The following is a 15,662-nucleotide window of genomic DNA, read 5'->3' on the forward strand; positions in this document are numbered from 1 at the left end:
CAGAGATAGAAAATACGGATTAGTTATTCGTATTTTTTTGCCATAAAAAATTTTTAACCCCCTATAAATTATTTTTGCTGCCATATTGTAAATGCCGTGGTATTATATTCTTACATCAAAAAAACAGAGGTATTAAGGAGATTTAATAAATGAAAAAGAGTAAATTAATAGCAGGTTTATTTGCAGCAGTAGCAGTTCTATCACTTGCAGCATGTGGGAGTAAAGATTCAAAAAAAGCTGATGGTGACAAAAAAACTTACACTGTTGGTGTAGTATCAGATTCGGCAAAAGAAGTTTGGGAACAAGTTGTAAAAGATGTTAAAGATGAAGGTATTGATTTAAAAATTAAACAATTTAGTGACTACAATACTCCAAACGATGCTTTAGCAGATGGAAGTATTGATTTAAATGCTTTCCAACATATTGCCTTTTTAGAAAACTATAATAAAGAAAAAGGTAAAGATTTAACGCAAATTGGATTCACACTAATCTCACCACTAGGTCTATACTCTGATAAATTGAAAGATTATAAAGACATCAAGGACGGAGACAAAATCGCCATTCCAAATGATGTGACAAATGGTGGACGCGCACTTCAATTGCTTAACTCTATTGATGTAATTAAGTTGAAATCAGATGCACCAGAGTCACCAACAGTAAAAGATATTGATACTTATACTAAAAAAGTTGAAATTAAAGAACTTGATGCTTCTCAAATTCCAGCAGCATTACCAGATGTTGCAGCAGCTGTAATTAACACTAACTACGCTGTCGATGCTGGTCTTAAACCTAAAACAGATGCTTTGTATTTAGATACTGATAACTTGGATAAAGTTGGAGATATCTATAAAAACGTTATCGCTGTAGATGGTAAAAATAAAGATAAAGAAGACTTCAAGAAAATTGTGAAAGCTTATCAAACTGATAAAATAGCAGAATTGATTTCTAAAACTTCAGGTGGAAATGATATTCCAGCTTGGAAATAATATAGTGTAAAGGAGTCTGAGCTCTCAGGCTCCTTTGGCTTTTAAATGATAAAGGTGATGAATAATGATTGATTTAAAAAATATAGTTGTAAAGTTTAAACAAAAAGATAAAGAATTAGTCGCTGTTGATGACGTTTCAGTAAGAGTTGACAAAGGTGATATCTACGGGATCGTAGGATACTCTGGGGCTGGTAAATCAACTTTGGTTCGTGTTATAAATTTACTTCAAGTTCCAACAAGTGGAGAAGTAATTGTTGATGGAAAAAATTTAGAAAAGCTTAGCAATAAGGAACTTAGGGAAGAACGTAAAAAAATCGGTATGATTTTCCAACATTTTAATTTGATGGAGAGTAGAACAATCTATCAAAATGTTGAATTTCCTTTAAAAGGAAGCGGACTAACAAAGGAAGAAGAAAGAGTGAAAATTGAACGCCTTCTTGATTTAGTAGGTATTCTAGATAAAAAAGATTATTATCCATCTCAACTTTCTGGAGGTCAAAAACAACGTGTAGCTATCGCTCGTGCATTAGCAAATGATCCGAAAATACTACTATGTGATGAAGCGACAAGTGCTTTGGACCCTAAGACAACACTTTCAATTCTTGAATTACTTAGAGAAGTTAATGAAGCTCTAGGCATTACAATTGTTATAATTACGCATGAAATGCAGGTAGTAAAAGAAATTTGTAATAAGGTTGCCGTAATGGAAAAAGGACGTGTTCTTGAAGATGGATATGTAATTGATATTTTCAATGAACCAAGAGAACTCTTGACACAAGATTTTATTAGAACAGCTACACACATTGAGCAAGCCGAGAAGAAAATTCTTACCTATAATAAGGATGCAGATATTTTTGAACTTAAGTTTGCTGGAAATAATACTGTAAACCCGGTGATTATAGAATTATTTAAGAGATTTGGTATAACAGCTACAATTCTTTACGGAAATATTGAATATTTACAAGATACACCGTTTGGGACTTTATTAGTGAGCTTTGATAAACAGCCAGATTTAGCAGAAGTATCAGAATATCTTCTAAGTCAAAATGTTAAGATTGAAAAACTAGGAGGCAATAAATGATAGAAAAATATTTTCCGTATGCAAGCCAACTTCCTGATGAGTTTGTACAAGCAACGCTTGAAACAGTATATATGGTTGTTGTTTCAGCCCTTATTGCAGGCGTTCTTGGCTTATTCTTAGGTATTGTTCTTATTCTTACAGGTAAAGATGGATTAAAAGAAAATAAGCATGTTTATAATTTTTTAGATAAATTAGTTGATATTGGTCGTAGTATTCCCTTTATTATTTTATTAGCAGTTATTTTTCCATTTACTAGATTTGTTGTTGGAACAATTGTTGGGACTACTGCTGCTATACCACCATTAGTTGTAGCTACTGTCCCATTCTATGCACGTCAAATTCAAAATGCATTGTTGGAAGTCGACCCGGGAGTCATTGAAGCTGCGCGTGCTATGGGTGTTAGTGACCTTGGGATAGTCTTTCGTGTCTACCTCAAAGAAGGGTTAGTTCCTATTATTCGTGCATCGAATTTCACAATGATTAGTTTGATTGGATTAACTACAATGGCCGGAGCAGTAGGTGGTGGTGGGCTTGGACAGCTTGCAATTTCAAAAGGATATCAAAGATATCACAATGATGTGACTTTTGCTGCTCTAATTATCCTATTAATCCTGGTATTCATCACTCAATTAATTGGAAATATTGCCATTAAACTGACAAGTAAAAATAAAAAACGATAATTATATCTTGAAAAACAGCTTACAGTAAAAGCTTTGGAAATTTCAAAACTGTTTTTTAATTATAAAAAAACAATTGTATTTGTATTACCAAAAATTTGAGAAAAGGTAAACAAAAATAAAAGTGGAAAACAATTGATATTTTAAGTTTCATTTAAGGTTTGAACCATATACTAAGCGTAGCCCTTAAAAAGTCGTATATGCGACTTATCCTACTGATTTAATTATCAGTAAACTTTTCTTTTTCATAAAACTCCTTAAATACCCTCGGTTGCGACCGGGGGTATTTATTTTGTCTAGGAAATAATTAGGCATAAGTCTTTAACTAGTAGGATATTTATTTTCTTTTAAATATAGTAGAAAAAGTTTAAAATATAATTAAGGTAATAATAGAAAGCGAGGCTCTTATGAAATTAACTACTCTAGGATGTTGGGGAGGATATCCCTATAAAGATGCTGGGACTACAAGTTTTTTGTTAACTAGTGAATCTGGTTTTAATTTATTAATTGATGCTGGAAGTCGTGCAGTAACTGAACTTGAACATGAACTTTCTCCCTTACAACTTGATGCTGTAATTATAAGCCATTATCATCAAGATCATATTGCTGACTTAGGGGTTTTGCAACAGTATCGCCAACTTTGGCCTAAAACTGATCCTGAGTGGGATTCTATGATTTTAGATATTTATGGACACAATAGAGATGAAGTTAACTTTAAAAATTTAACATTAGCAAACGTTTCTAATGGTCATGCTTATGATTATGAAAATGGACAAAAAATTGGACCGTTTGATATAACCTTTATTGAAACAGTACACCCAGTTGTATGTTATGCTATGAGAATTGTTGAAAGAAAAACAGGGCAGACTCTTGTCTTTACAGGAGATACGGGATGGTTTGATGATTTAATTCCGTTTACTAAAGGGGCAGATATGTTCTTAGCGGATGTTTATTTATTTAAAGGTCAAGAAAAGCATTTTGCGCATTTGACAAGCTTTGAAGCAGGTAAGATTGCTAGAGAAGCTGGTGTGAAAAAATTAGTCTTGACACATTTACCTCAACATGCACCGACTCATATTAGTTCTGAAAATTATTTAGAAATCTTGAGAGATGAAGCTCAGACTGAGGCAGGTGCAATTCCAGTTGAACTAGCTGAGCCACATAGGAAATGGGATTTTAATGATTTCTGATATCCAAATTTTTACAGAAGATGAAAAAAAATATTTTATGCAAGAGGCACTAAAGGAAGCTCAGAAGGCGTATGATAATGAAGAAGTTCCCATCGGAGCAGTGGTTGTCAAAGATAAAGAAATTATTGCCAGAAGTTTTAATCAAAGAGAGCTTCAACAAAGAGCAGTAGACCATGCTGAAGTTTGTGTTATTAATCTAGCAAATGAATATGTTGGGAATTGGAGACTTACAGATTGTGCTATGTTTGTAACTATTGAGCCTTGTGTAATGTGTGCAGGAGCTATTGGGCTTGCTCGCATTCCTCAGATTTATTTTGGTGCTACAAATGCTAAATTTGGTGCTGTTTCTTCACTTTATCAAATTCTTGAGGATACCAGGTTAAATCATCGAGTACAGGTGGAATCAGGGATTTTACAAGAAGAGTGCAGTAAAATAATGCAAATGTTTTTTAAGGCTAGACGAAAAAATTAGAGTATGTTATAATACTTTTTGGGGCAATATTTTGTTTATGAAGCGTGTCAGGACCTGACGGTAGCAGCACTAAGTAGGCAAGGTATGTGCCCTTTTTTGATTTTATTTGAAAATAAAAAAAGCCAACTTATGTTAGCTTTTCTATTAATAGAGAGTTAGCCGAAGATTTTCTTCCACAAGCTTTCTTTTTTCTTTTTTATTGTTTCTCTTGTAGTAAGGATATCTTTGTACTGGTCATAAATATCACAATGTTCAATATTAACAGCTTTACTTGAATGTATTATTATTCCAAATACAGTAGACTCCCAAGGTTCAGCAACAATTGTGACTGCAGCGTTATGGTCCTTAGCTTTTTTGACATAAGCCATGCTTATATCATCTGGTAATGTCCCATTGATTTTTACTGTGATATCGTCATACTTGCTTTGGATGTCTTCAAGGATTTTATCAAACGATGAAAGAACCTCTTTCTTCATGCAATCATCGTAGGTTATGATAAGAATGACTCTTTCGCGAAAAGTATTAAGATATTTTCTTTGTTCATCTGGGTTAAAGCGATGCTCCCCGTTTGCAGCCATATCAATTCTATTTTTTAAATTCGTTTCCATACCTGCATTATAACAAATATGGTAGAATAATACTAGAAACTGATTTTTCTGTAATATATGGAAAGGTACTAATATTGTAATGGATATACTGGTTAAACTTGCTGAATATAACGTTATTGAAACCGAGAGGTTGCTACTACGTCCTATTCAAATATCTGATGCGAATGACATGTTTAAATATTCTTCAGATGAAGAGAATTTAATATACATATTTCCACCACATAGAACCATAGAAGAAACTAAATATTCCATTACACATAATTTTATGGCAAAACCCTTAGGCAAATGGGCAATTGAATTCAAAGAAAATAGTAAAATGATTGGTACTATTGATTTTATAAAGGTTAATTTCAATGATAAGAATGTTGAGATAGGATATGTCCTAAATAAAGTATATTGGGGAATGGGCTTCATGACGGAAGCAATTAGAACATTGACTGATTTTTCTTTTCGTGAATTTGGACTTAAGAGTTTAGAAATAATTGTTGACAAAAGAAATATTGCCAGTTCTAGGGTTGCAGAAAATGTTGGATTTAAAAAGATAAGAGATTATAAATCGGCTAATAAATATACAAAAGAAATTGTTATTTTCACACAATACAAAATAGAAAGATGGGAATATTTAAAAGAAAATGAGTAAACACCAGGAAATTATTGAATATATTGAAGACTTAGAGATCGGGAAAAAAGTCAGTGTTCGAGGACTGTCACAGAAACTTTCAGTAAGTGATGGAACTGCTTATCGTGCCATTAAAGAGGCTGAACGTAGAGGTTTGGTTGCGGTTGTTGACCGTGCAGGTACAATTCGTATTGCAACACGTGAACAAAGAATTATTGAACGCTTAACATATGAAGAAATTGCTAAAATCTCAAATGCAGAGATTTTAGGTGGTCATGCTGGTATGGATCGTGAATTTAATAAATTTGCAATTGGTGCTATGACTGAAAAAAATATCAAAAAATACCTTTCTATCGGTGGACTTTTGATTGTTGGAGATAGAACAGATATCCAACTTTTAGCCCTTGAAGAAGGAAATGCCGTACTTGTTACAGGTGGGGTACCTGTTGATAAGAAAGTATTAAAATTAGCAGATGAAGTTGAAATTCCGGTTATGCGTACAACTTTTGATACATTTACAGTTGCTAGCCGTATAAATCGTGCCTTGAGTAACGAGCTAATTAAAAAAGATATAGTTACAGTAGCTGACGTTTATCAAACAAATGTACCTACTCTTAAAGAAGACAGCACAATTAAGGATTATAATGATTTGGTTAAAAAGACTAATGATAGTCGCTTTGCAGTAGTAAATCAACATAAACTTGTTGTAGGTATCGTAAGCATGCGCGATGTAGCTGGTAAAACATTAAACACATCAATTGACAAGGTTATGACTCGCAATCCTATTGTGGCTCCACTTGATATGACAGTGGCCAGTGCTAGTCAAAAAATGATTTTTGATGGTTTTGAATTAATGCCAGTAGTAAACTCTGAAAAAATGTTTACAGGTGTTGTCAGCCGTGGAGATGTTCTACGTAGTTTACAAGAATCACAAGAGCAAAATCAATTTTCTCACACTATGAGTGATGATGTTGCAAACGCAATTCATGAGGTTCAGAGCTATTATACATTCACCGTAGATCCATTCATGATGAACTCTATGGGTAATATTTCAAATGGTGTGATGGTTGAAATTATTTCAAACATTGCTGGACGTGTGATGACAAAAACAAAAAATAAAAATATTCTAATTGACCAACTAAATATCTATTTTATGGATGCTGTAAGCATCGATGATGAGTTAGAGGTGTATCCAAAAGTAATTTCAGAAACAAGACGTGGCGCAGTTATTGACGTTGAGGTTTACTTAGATTATAAAATTATCAGTAAAGCTTTGATTACAGTACAAGTTCAATAGTATTTTTATCAGCAAAAGAAAAAGTAGATAGTAGTGAAAAAGGGTGGTAGTTAAATGCAAGAAATGAAGACAGTTATAGATAAGATTAAAGAATATGATACGATTATTATTCATCGTCACCAAAAACCAGATCCAGATGCTTTGGGAAGCCAAGTTGGACTTAAGGAAATAATTAAAGAAAATTTTCCTGATAAAAAAGTTTACGCAGTTGGTTATGATGAACCAAGTCTTACATATTTAACTACTATGGATCAAATTTCTGATGATACATACAAAGGCGCTCTTGTTATTGTTTGCGATACTGCAAATACTCCAAGAATTGACGATGCAAGATATAGTACTGGAGATTTTCTAATTAAGATTGATCACCATCCAAATGATGATGCTTATGGAGATTTTCTTTATGTTGATGATTCTGCATCATCTGCAAGTGAAATTATCACGGAATTTGCTATGACTTTTGGCTTAAAACTTAATTCAGCAAGTGCACGTATGTTATATGCTGGTATTGTTGGAGATACTGGACGTTTCTTGTATCCAGCGACAACTTCAAGGACAATGTATTTAGCATCAATTTTGAGAGAACAAGATTTTGATTTTGCAAAACTTGGTCGTCAAATGGACAGTGTAGACTTGAATATTGCAAAACTTCAAGGCTATGTTTTTGAAAATATTATAATTGATGAAAATGGAGCTGCTTATGTTACTCTTAGTCAAGAGCTCTTGAAATCATATGGAGTTACAGAAAGCGAAGTGAGTTCTGTTGTTCCGACACCAGGTCGTGTAGCAAGTATTGAAGCATGGGTTCTCTTTGTTGAACAGCCTGAAGGATATTATAGAGTAAATCTAAGAAGTAAGACAACCGTTATTAATGAGATTGCTAAAAATCATCGTGGTGGTGGTCATATTTTTGCGAGTGGAGCAGTAAGCAAAAATGTTGATGAGAACAAGCAAATTTACCAAGAATTGCAAGCGGCTGTAGCTAATAAATAATTTCTTGTGTAAAACGGTGAATTTTTGTGTTAAAATAGCATCTGTTATAAAAAAATAATTTGTGAGATTGTATATAAATGAAAAAAATATTAATTAATGGCGGAAATCGAATAAAAGGTGAGGTTACAATATCTGGAGCAAAAAATAGCGTAGTAGCTCTAATTCCAGCTACTATCCTAGCAGATGATATTGTTGTTTTAGATGGTGTTCCTGATATTTCTGATGTTTCAAGTTTAATTGAAATAATGGAAATAATGGGAGCAAAGGTTAAGCGTGATGGTGAAACATTAACGATTGATCCTAGAACAGTTAAGAGTATGCCCCTTCCATACGGTAAGATTAATAGTCTTCGTGCTTCATATTATTTTAATGGAGCTTTACTTGGAAAATTTGGTGAAGCTACTGTTGGTCTACCAGGAGGATGTGATCTTGGACCTCGTCCTATTGATCTTCATATAAAGGCATTTGAAGCACTTGGTGCAAAAATGACTTACAAAGAAAATGCAATGCACCTTACTACAGAAGGTGAAAAATTACAAGCAACAAATATCTTTATGGATATGGTTAGTGTTGGTGCAACAATAAATACAATGCTTGCAGCTGTAAAGGCTGAAGGTAGAACTATTATTGAGAATGCAGCAAGGGAACCAGAAATCATTGATGTTGCAACTCTTTTGAATAGTATGGGTGCTCAGATAAAGGGTGCTGGAACAGATGAAATTAGAATTGATGGAGTTCCAACACTTGGAGGAGCAAGACATACAGTAATTCCTGACCGTATTGAAGCCGGTACCTATATTTCCCTTGCTGCTGCATTCGGTGACGGAGTAGTAGTTAATAATGTTATTTATGAGCATCTTGAATCATTTATCTCTAAGTTAGAAGAAATGGGTGTTCGAATGACTATAAGAGAAGATTCAATTGAAATCTATAAATCTGAAGATTTGAAAGCTGTTAACATTAAAACAGTCCCTTATCCAGGATTTGCAACAGATTTACAGCAACCTATCACACCTCTTTTGTTAATGACCAATGGTCATGGAAAAATTGTTGATACAATATATGAAAAGCGTGTGAATCATGTTGGTGAACTTGTCAAAATGGGAGCTGATATGAAGGTAGATAGTGACATAGTTAGTTATCGTGCACCAAATAGACTTAGAGGAGCTGAAGTTACTGCAACAGATCTTCGCGCAGGTGCGGCTTTGGTAAATGCAGGAATTATTGCTGAAGGTCAGACTAAAATTAATAATATTGAATTTATTTTAAGAGGCTATGATAATATTATTGAAAAAATGACGTCTCTTGGAGTAGATATAAAAATTATTGAAGAATAAAGCAAATTCTATTGCAAATTCTTCTTGATTTTGATAAACTATATAGTGCTTGACTACTGTGAGTGGTCTCACCAATCTCTGAATTGGCAAACAGTTCAGGGCAGAAAGGAAAATGACAATGAAAAAAGATATCCATCCTAATTATGGACCAGTAGTATTCATGGATACTACAACTGGTTACAAATTTTTGAGCGGTTCAACAAAATCTTCTAAAGAAACTGTTGAATGGGAAGACGGAAACACTTATCCACTAATTCGTGTTGAAATTTCTAGTGATTCACATCCATTCTACACAGGACGTCAAAAATTCACACAAGCAGACGGACGTGTCGATCGTTTCAACAAAAAATACGGTCTCAAAGACGCAAACGCTGCAGAATAATTTGTATTATTATGACAGAGAAAAAACACCGCAAGGTGTTTTTTTGTATAGTTTTAAATGTTAAAATTAAGTAAATAACAAATCAATGATATGAGTGGTAGGGATATTAGAAATAAAATAGTTGAATAATTAATATTATTTTTATTAGATGTTTATTTGTGTTCTTTTTTTGCATTTTTATGAATAAATACAATTTCTCTTTTATTTTTTCTCTTTATATGATAAAATCAATACAAGACTGTGTGTCAGTTAAGTCGTAGGAGGAAGAAATTTTATAATGAATGAATTTGAAGAACTATTAAACAGCGTCGGTGACGTAAAAGTTGGCGATATCGTAAAAGGTGAGATCCTTTCAGTAGATGGTGATCAAGCTTCTGTAGCTATCGTTGGAACTGGTGTTGAAGGCGTACTTACTTTACGTGAATTAACAAGTGAACGTGACGCTGATATAAATACTTTTGTAAAACCAGGTGATGAATTAGAACTTTTAGTTGTAAAACAAATCGTTGGTAAAGAGTCTGAAGGTGCAACTGTATTCTTACTTTCTAAGAAACGTTTAGATGCTCGTAAAGCATGGACTGCTCTTGAAGGTAAAGAAGGCGAAGTTGTAACCGTTAAAGTTCTAAGAAACGTTAAAGGTGGACTTTCAGTGGATTATCAAGGTGTACGAGGATTCATCCCAGCATCTATGATTGACACATATTTCGTTCGTGATACTGCAAAATTTGTAGGACAAGACGTTGAAGCTGAAATTATTGAAGTTAACGCTTCAGAAAACCGTTTCATCTTATCTCGTAAAGCAGTAGTTGAAAAATCAGCTGCAGCTGCTCGTAAAGAAGTTTTCGAAAAAATCGAAGAAGGTTCTGTAGTTGAAGGAACAGTTGCTCGTTTAACTGACTTCGGTGCATTTGTGGACCTTGGTGGTGTTGATGGACTTGTTCACGTTACTGAACTTGCTCATGGACGCGTAAGAAACCCTAAAGATGTTGTATCTGTTGGAGATAAAATCAACGTTAAAGTTCTTAAAGTTGATGAAGATGCTAACCGTATCTCATTATCACTTAAAGCTACAGCACCTGGACCTTGGACTGATATCGAAGAAAAAGCTGCTGTTGGAACAGTTCTTGATGGTACTGTAAAACGTTTAACTGATTTTGGTGCATTTGTTGAAATTTTCCCAGGTGTTGAAGGATTAGTTCACATCTCACAAATTTCACACACTCGTGTTGAAAATCCAAAAGATGTTCTTACTGCTGGACAAGAAGTTAAAGTTAAAGTTCTTGATGTTAAACCTGAAGAAGAACGCGTATCTCTTTCAATCAAAGCTTTAGAAGAAGCACCAGCTCGTGCTCCACGTGAAGATTCTGATAATGAAGGACGTAGCGAACGTAAACCACGTCGTAACAATAACAAACGTAAACCACAACGTGATTACGAACTACCAGAAACTCAAGAAGGATTCTCACTTGCTGATTTCTTAGGTGAAGATTTCAAACTTGACTAAAAAGTATTTATAAAAATGAAGATTAAGGTCTTCATTTTTTTATCAAATAATGCATACAAAAAAACTGTTGACTACAACAGTTTTTTTGTAAATTATCTTACGACTAAGACATCACAAGGAGCATTACGAATAATATATTCAGCAACACTTCCAATAAGTAGGCGCTCAATTGCTGTAAGACCAGTTGAGCCTACCATAATTAAATCAACACCTTCTTCACGAGGAACAGTATCAGATAGAAGAACTTTAGGACTACCAAACTCGATTCTAGTCTTAATATTTTCTACACCAGCATCACGTGCAATCTTTTCGTATCTGCCAACAAACTCTTTTGCAGATTTGAGTGTATCATCAGCAATAACGTTCTCAAAACCACTAATTCCTTGAAAGGCTCTTGAATCAATAATATTAACAATCACTAATTCAGCTTTATTCCTAATAGCAACTTGAACTGCTTTAGTAAAAGCTTTTTCAGCCTCATCACTGCCATCGACACCAATCAGAATTTTTGTATACTCTTGTTCCATATTAGAACCTCCTTTTATCTATAATATTACCCTTAATTTATCTATAAGTAAAATATTAACGGTATTTTTAAGGATAAGTTATCAAAATGTATGTCTTGTATTTTTGGTGGTATAATAGTAAAATAACAGAATGAAATGTGGAATGTTCCACCCTACATTATTTTTGGAGAAAAAAATGAGAAAAAATATTTCAGAAGAAGAATTCATGAAACGTTTGAATATGATGCGTGAAGTCTATCTTGAAAAACAAGAATTTAAAGAGAAATTAGCAAAACATCCTGAGTACAAGGAAAAGTTCTATGAAAAATTTTCTTCTAATGAAGCAAAGAGAGCTAGAATGAAAAGAAAAATGGCTCAATTAGAATTTAAACGTTGCCAACGTATGATTGATAATAAATCTTGTACTGATATTGATGAAAAATTAGCAATGCAAAAAGCTCTTTTTAAACAAAAATATAAAGATTTAAACAATTTATAATTCCTAATAATTGATTAAATAAGGAGAATTTAGTGGATCATCAACTAATATTTTTTATAATCGGTTTTTTGTCTGCTTTAATAGCATCAAACATTATAAACCGAGTGTTTCCGAAAATCCCCTTGCCTTTTATTCAAGTAGTATTAGGTATAATAATGGCAACCTTTGGAGCCGATCAAATATTAAAATTTGATCCAGAGGTTTTTTTGGCATTTGGAATAGCACCTTTGCTTTTTAGGGAAGGGGAGGAAGCCAATGTTCCAAGTATTATGAAACACTGGCGAACTGTCGCGATTTTAGTTCTTCCAGTCGTGTTTATCACTGCCGTTGTCATGGGGTTTGCTGCCCATTCATTTTTCCCTACAATGCCCTTGGCTGCTTGTGTTGCGATTGGAGCAAGTTTAGGTCCAACCGATGCAGTAGCAGTATCATCTTTAGCAAGTCGTTTTGATTTTCCTAAAAGAATAAAAAGTATCCTTTCAGGAGAAGGTTTGCTTAACGATGCAAGTGGTATTATTGCCTTCCAGTTTGCGCTTCTTGCTTTAACAACAGGTAAATTTTCACTGGCAAATGCAAGTGTTCAATTTGTAATATCTGCCCTAGGTGGAGCGCTTATTGGATATTTAGTATCTTGGCTGAATAATACAATTCTTTCTCTTATGGAGGATGTTGCCGCTCAAGATGTAGTAGGTTACTTGCTTTTAGAACTCATGATGCCCCTTTTAGCCTTTAGTTTATCAGAGTTACTACATGTATCAGGTATTATCGCAGTAGTAGTAGCTGGTGTTCTTCAGGCAGCGGGCTTTAAAAAAATTACATTATTTGATGCCCAAGTCAATCAAGTATCGAGTACAATTTGGGATACAATTGTCTTCATGTTAAATGGTGTAGTATTTATTTTTCTTGGAATTGAGCTTGAAACAATAGCCCATCCTGTTTTAAAAAATGACTCATATGATAACTGGACACTGTTATTAATAGTATTTGTACTTACGGTAGTCTTGTTTGCTACTAGATTCGTTCTTTTAGCAATCTACTATAAGATTATAAGTATTAAGAGAAAACAACCCTTTGAAAGATATAAAAGCGACTTGATGCTCTTAACTTTTGCCGGGGTTAAAGGTACAGTTAGTATTGCTACTATAATGTTGATTCCACATGCTGTTGCTCAAAAATATAATATGATGATTTTTACTACAGCAGGAGTTACAATGTTAAGCTTCTTGTCCGGAATCATAATCTTACCAATGATTGCTCCTAAAAAAGAAGGTAAAGTTAATTATTTTGGTCAGATTGCGATATTAAACGATGTTGTATTAGCCCTACAAGATGATCTAGAAAAAACACGTGTAAAAGATGGTTATTATGCAACCATTGATAATTATACTCAAAGAATTCAAAAATTTATTTTGATGCAAGAAAGTGAAGAAGCAACCGAGGATTTCAACAATTTACAGCTTATGATTTTACAAATTGAAGAAGATAGCTTAAATAGTGCTTATTCAAATGGTGAAATTAGTATAAATACTTACCGTGTGTACCATCGTTATCTAAAAGAATTAGAGCGTTCGATTACTCATAGTTTGGTGTCGTCATTAACTTTTGCTGTTACAATTCTTTTTAGGGCAGCACACATGGCTATTGTGGAATTCTTACACCTCTTCCGTCGTAAAAAAGGCAGCGCAAGAAAAACTCCAATTCTAACCGATGAAGATAAACAAGAACTTAAGGATCTATACCTTCAAAATACTGAGTTAGTACTATCATCACTTTATAACTTGTATGATGTATACGATTCAAATTTGATTAATTTATTAGGGTCTGATAGATTGCGGTCAGCAGAGCTAGTTGCGGAAGGTGACTTTAAACGTCTCTTTGCCCACTATAGGCCAAATAATATTGATGAAATGACGCGGGGTTATTACTTGGAAAGAAAATTAATTGCAGAATATGAAGCTCGAGGTGAAATTACCTCAGCTAAAGCGCGACAAATGCGTAAGAATGTTAATACTCTTGAAGATTACTCAATGAATGAAGAATATAGTAGCTTATTATATGATTTTCTGGAGTATCGTGGAGGAAGAAATTAATCAGTGCCAAGCACTGGTTTTTTTGATACTTTTGTCAGAAAGTATTTATAGATAAAAATTGACTAAAATACTATGAAAATGAACTATTTTTTTGTTATACTTATGAGTGCTTGATTACAAGATTTAATATTATAAAAAAATTAGAGGAGAAAGCTGTGATTTATTTTGATAATGCTGCAACAACCAAGCCTTATCCACAGGTTTTGAAAACATATACAGATGTAGCTACAAGAATTTGGGGAAATCCAAGTAGCCTACATAGTCTAGGAAATACGGCTGATAAATTATTAGAACTGAGTCGTAAACAAATATCTGAATTAATCAATGTTAATACAGATGAAATTTACTTTACTAGTGGTGGTACTGAGAGCGATAACTGGCTTTTAAAGGGTACAGCTCTTGAAAAAGAAAAGTTTGGGAAACATATTATTGTTTCAGCTATTGAGCATCCAGCAATTAAAGAATCTGCTCATTGGCTTGAAAAACGCGGATTTAACGTTGATTATGCACCTGTTGATAAAAAAGGATTTGTCAATGTTGATAAATTAGCTGCCTTAATTGATGATGATACTACTGTTGTTTCTATAATGGCTGTAAATAATGAAGTCGGTAGTATACAACCGCTTAAAGAAATAGCTGAACTTTTATCAGATAAGCCAAATATTACCTTTCATGTTGATGCTGTTCAAGCGATAGGTAAGGTTCCTGTAGAAAATTACTTACTTGACCGTGTAGATATGGCTAGTTTTTCAAGTCATAAGTTCCACGGGGTTCGAGGAGTAGGTCTTGCTTACATAAAGGAAGGCAAAAAAATTGAACCCTTACTTTCAGGTGGAGGTCAAGAAAATAATCTTCGCTCAACTACTGAGAATATTGCAGGTATTGCTGCAACTGCACGTGCTTTACGACTGACTCTAGAAGATATGAGTGCAAAAAATCAACATTTGGCACGAATGAAAGAAGTAATAGTTAATCAGCTTACAACATATGATGGCGTTGAGATTTTTTCAGGGACTGAAAATTTTGTACCGAATATTATTACCTTCGGAATTAAAGGGGTTCGGGGAGAGGTTCTGGTTCATGCATTTGAAGAAAGAGAAATTTTTATTTCTACAACAAGTGCATGTAGTTCAAAAGCTGGATCTGCTGCTAGTACTTTGATTGCAATGAATGTTCGACCAGAAGTTGCTACATCTGCTGTTCGTATTAGTTTGGATGAGGAAAATAGCATGGCTGAGGTAGAGCAGTTCTTGACAGTCTTTAATCATCTTTACGATAAATTCCAAAAGATTAGATAGGAAAGTACAATATGAGGAAGAAACCAAATTATAAGATCCTTGCTGTTTCACTGATATTGTTTCTTTTATCAATCAAGTGGAACCAGTTATTCTTATTCGCTTCAGGATGCTTTCTGTTAGCAT

The 15,662-nt window shown here is 33.8% G+C and carries 16 protein-coding genes and 1 other RNA gene; 15 read left to right on the forward strand and 2 right to left on the reverse strand.

The genetic code is table 11. The features are described from left to right. Positions 1 to 149: 149 nt before the first annotated feature. The 6 genes from BG261_RS09525 to ffs all read left to right on the forward strand — a co-directional run bounded on the left by BG261_RS09525 (position 150) and on the right by ffs (position 4,514). Positions 150 to 986, forward strand: a complete 837-nt coding sequence (locus BG261_RS09525) for a MetQ/NlpA family ABC transporter substrate-binding protein (RefSeq protein WP_070793082.1) — start codon at positions 150 to 152, stop codon at positions 984 to 986. 64 nt (positions 987 to 1,050) lie between these two features. After that, positions 1,051 to 2,067 carry a methionine ABC transporter ATP-binding protein gene (locus BG261_RS09530; RefSeq protein WP_070793083.1) on the forward strand — a complete coding sequence of 339 codons (1,017 nt, stop codon included), beginning with the start codon at positions 1,051 to 1,053 and terminating at the stop codon, positions 2,065 to 2,067. Further along, the gene (locus BG261_RS09535) at positions 2,064 to 2,747 is read left to right on the forward strand and encodes a methionine ABC transporter permease (RefSeq protein WP_070793084.1); all 684 of its coding nucleotides are present in this window, start codon (positions 2,064 to 2,066) and stop codon (positions 2,745 to 2,747) included. Before BG261_RS09530 ends, BG261_RS09535 begins: the two co-directional genes overlap by 4 nt. Positions 2,748 to 3,151: 404 nt before the next feature. Further along, positions 3,152 to 3,934 (forward strand): MBL fold metallo-hydrolase, encoded by a 783-nt coding sequence (locus BG261_RS09540; protein ID WP_070793085.1) that lies wholly within the window; start codon positions 3,152 to 3,154, stop codon positions 3,932 to 3,934. Beyond that, positions 3,924 to 4,406 carry a tRNA adenosine(34) deaminase TadA gene (gene tadA, locus BG261_RS09545; RefSeq protein WP_070793086.1) on the forward strand — a complete coding sequence of 161 codons (483 nt, stop codon included), beginning with the start codon at positions 3,924 to 3,926 and terminating at the stop codon, positions 4,404 to 4,406. Before BG261_RS09540 ends, tadA begins: the two co-directional genes overlap by 11 nt. A gap of 10 nt (positions 4,407 to 4,416) precedes the next feature. Next, positions 4,417 to 4,514, forward strand: an RNA gene (gene ffs / locus BG261_RS09550) — signal recognition particle sRNA small type. A 47-nt stretch (positions 4,515 to 4,561) separates the two neighbouring features. Here ffs and BG261_RS09555 read toward each other — a convergent pair. Further along, positions 4,562 to 5,014: a YueI family protein gene (locus tag BG261_RS09555; RefSeq protein WP_070793087.1), complete on the reverse strand. Its 453-nt coding sequence runs from the start codon at positions 5,012 to 5,014 to the stop codon at positions 4,562 to 4,564. 79 nt (positions 5,015 to 5,093) lie between these two features. Between BG261_RS09555 and BG261_RS09560 the strand changes: the two genes are divergently transcribed. From BG261_RS09560 to rpsA, 6 genes are all read left to right on the forward strand, one after another. Beyond that, positions 5,094 to 5,654, forward strand: coding sequence for a GNAT family N-acetyltransferase (locus BG261_RS09560; protein ID WP_070793088.1), 561 nt, complete (start codon positions 5,094 to 5,096; stop codon positions 5,652 to 5,654). Next, a complete protein-coding gene (locus tag BG261_RS09565; RefSeq protein ID WP_070793089.1) occupies positions 5,647 to 6,930 on the forward strand; it encodes a DRTGG domain-containing protein in 1,284 nt (427 codons plus the stop codon). Before BG261_RS09560 ends, BG261_RS09565 begins: the two co-directional genes overlap by 8 nt. A 54-nt stretch (positions 6,931 to 6,984) precedes the next feature. Further along, positions 6,985 to 7,923, forward strand: coding sequence for a DHH family phosphoesterase (locus BG261_RS09570; RefSeq protein ID WP_070793090.1), 939 nt, complete (start codon positions 6,985 to 6,987; stop codon positions 7,921 to 7,923). 77 nt (positions 7,924 to 8,000) lie between these two features. Beyond that, positions 8,001 to 9,260, forward strand: coding sequence for a UDP-N-acetylglucosamine 1-carboxyvinyltransferase (gene murA / locus BG261_RS09575; protein ID WP_070793091.1), 1,260 nt, complete (start codon positions 8,001 to 8,003; stop codon positions 9,258 to 9,260). Positions 9,261 to 9,378: 118 nt separating this feature from the next. Then, positions 9,379 to 9,642 (forward strand): type B 50S ribosomal protein L31, encoded by a 264-nt coding sequence (locus BG261_RS09580; protein WP_070787682.1) that lies wholly within the window; start codon positions 9,379 to 9,381, stop codon positions 9,640 to 9,642. 277 nt (positions 9,643 to 9,919) lie between these two features. Next, a complete protein-coding gene (gene rpsA / locus BG261_RS09585) occupies positions 9,920 to 11,146 on the forward strand; it encodes a 30S ribosomal protein S1 (protein WP_070787683.1) in 1,227 nt (408 codons plus the stop codon). 92 nt (positions 11,147 to 11,238) lie between these two features. On the opposite strand, the gene BG261_RS09590 is transcribed toward rpsA, so the two are convergent. After that, positions 11,239 to 11,673 carry a universal stress protein gene (locus tag BG261_RS09590; RefSeq protein WP_070793092.1) on the reverse strand — a complete coding sequence of 145 codons (435 nt, stop codon included), beginning with the start codon at positions 11,671 to 11,673 and terminating at the stop codon, positions 11,239 to 11,241. 175 nt (positions 11,674 to 11,848) lie between these two features. On the opposite strand from BG261_RS09590, the gene BG261_RS09595 reads away from it, so the two are divergent. The 3 genes from BG261_RS09595 (at position 11,849) to BG261_RS09605 (ending at position 15,539) form a co-directional block, all read left to right on the forward strand. Then, positions 11,849 to 12,151, forward strand: coding sequence for a hypothetical protein (locus BG261_RS09595; RefSeq protein WP_070787685.1), 303 nt, complete (start codon positions 11,849 to 11,851; stop codon positions 12,149 to 12,151). Positions 12,152 to 12,183: 32 nt separating this feature from the next. After that, the gene (locus BG261_RS09600; RefSeq protein ID WP_070793093.1) at positions 12,184 to 14,241 is read left to right on the forward strand and encodes a cation:proton antiporter; all 2,058 of its coding nucleotides are present in this window, start codon (positions 12,184 to 12,186) and stop codon (positions 14,239 to 14,241) included. Between the two features lie 155 nt (positions 14,242 to 14,396). Continuing rightward, the gene (locus BG261_RS09605) at positions 14,397 to 15,539 is read left to right on the forward strand and encodes a cysteine desulfurase family protein (RefSeq protein ID WP_070793094.1); all 1,143 of its coding nucleotides are present in this window, start codon (positions 14,397 to 14,399) and stop codon (positions 15,537 to 15,539) included. Positions 15,540 to 15,662 lie beyond the last annotated feature (123 nt).

This window comes from Floricoccus tropicus (assembly GCF_001832905.1).
GTDB classification, from domain to species: Bacteria; Bacillota; Bacilli; order Lactobacillales; family Streptococcaceae; genus Floricoccus; species Floricoccus tropicus.

Bases quoted from the DNA above. Each gene is read 5' to 3' on its own strand.
- BG261_RS09525 (WP_070793082.1), top strand. From the start codon at position 150: ATGAAAAAGAGTAAATTAATAGCAGGTTTATTTGCAGCAGTAGCAGTT.
- BG261_RS09530 (WP_070793083.1), top strand. From the start codon at position 1,051: ATGATTGATTTAAAAAATATAGTTGTAAAGTTTAAACAAAAAGATAAA.
- BG261_RS09535 (WP_070793084.1), top strand. From the start codon at position 2,064: ATGATAGAAAAATATTTTCCGTATGCAAGCCAACTTCCTGATGAGTTT.
- BG261_RS09540 (WP_070793085.1), top strand. From the start codon at position 3,152: ATGAAATTAACTACTCTAGGATGTTGGGGAGGATATCCCTATAAAGAT.
- tadA (WP_070793086.1), top strand. From the start codon at position 3,924: ATGATTTCTGATATCCAAATTTTTACAGAAGATGAAAAAAAATATTTT.
- BG261_RS09555 (WP_070793087.1), bottom strand. From the start codon at position 5,014: ATGGAAACGAATTTAAAAAATAGAATTGATATGGCTGCAAACGGGGAG.
- BG261_RS09560 (WP_070793088.1), top strand. From the start codon at position 5,094: ATGGATATACTGGTTAAACTTGCTGAATATAACGTTATTGAAACCGAG.
- BG261_RS09565 (WP_070793089.1), top strand. From the start codon at position 5,647: ATGAGTAAACACCAGGAAATTATTGAATATATTGAAGACTTAGAGATC.
- BG261_RS09570 (WP_070793090.1), top strand. From the start codon at position 6,985: ATGCAAGAAATGAAGACAGTTATAGATAAGATTAAAGAATATGATACG.
- murA (WP_070793091.1), top strand. From the start codon at position 8,001: ATGAAAAAAATATTAATTAATGGCGGAAATCGAATAAAAGGTGAGGTT.
- BG261_RS09580 (WP_070787682.1), top strand. From the start codon at position 9,379: ATGAAAAAAGATATCCATCCTAATTATGGACCAGTAGTATTCATGGAT.
- rpsA (WP_070787683.1), top strand. From the start codon at position 9,920: ATGAATGAATTTGAAGAACTATTAAACAGCGTCGGTGACGTAAAAGTT.
- BG261_RS09590 (WP_070793092.1), bottom strand. From the start codon at position 11,673: ATGGAACAAGAGTATACAAAAATTCTGATTGGTGTCGATGGCAGTGAT.
- BG261_RS09595 (WP_070787685.1), top strand. From the start codon at position 11,849: ATGAGAAAAAATATTTCAGAAGAAGAATTCATGAAACGTTTGAATATG.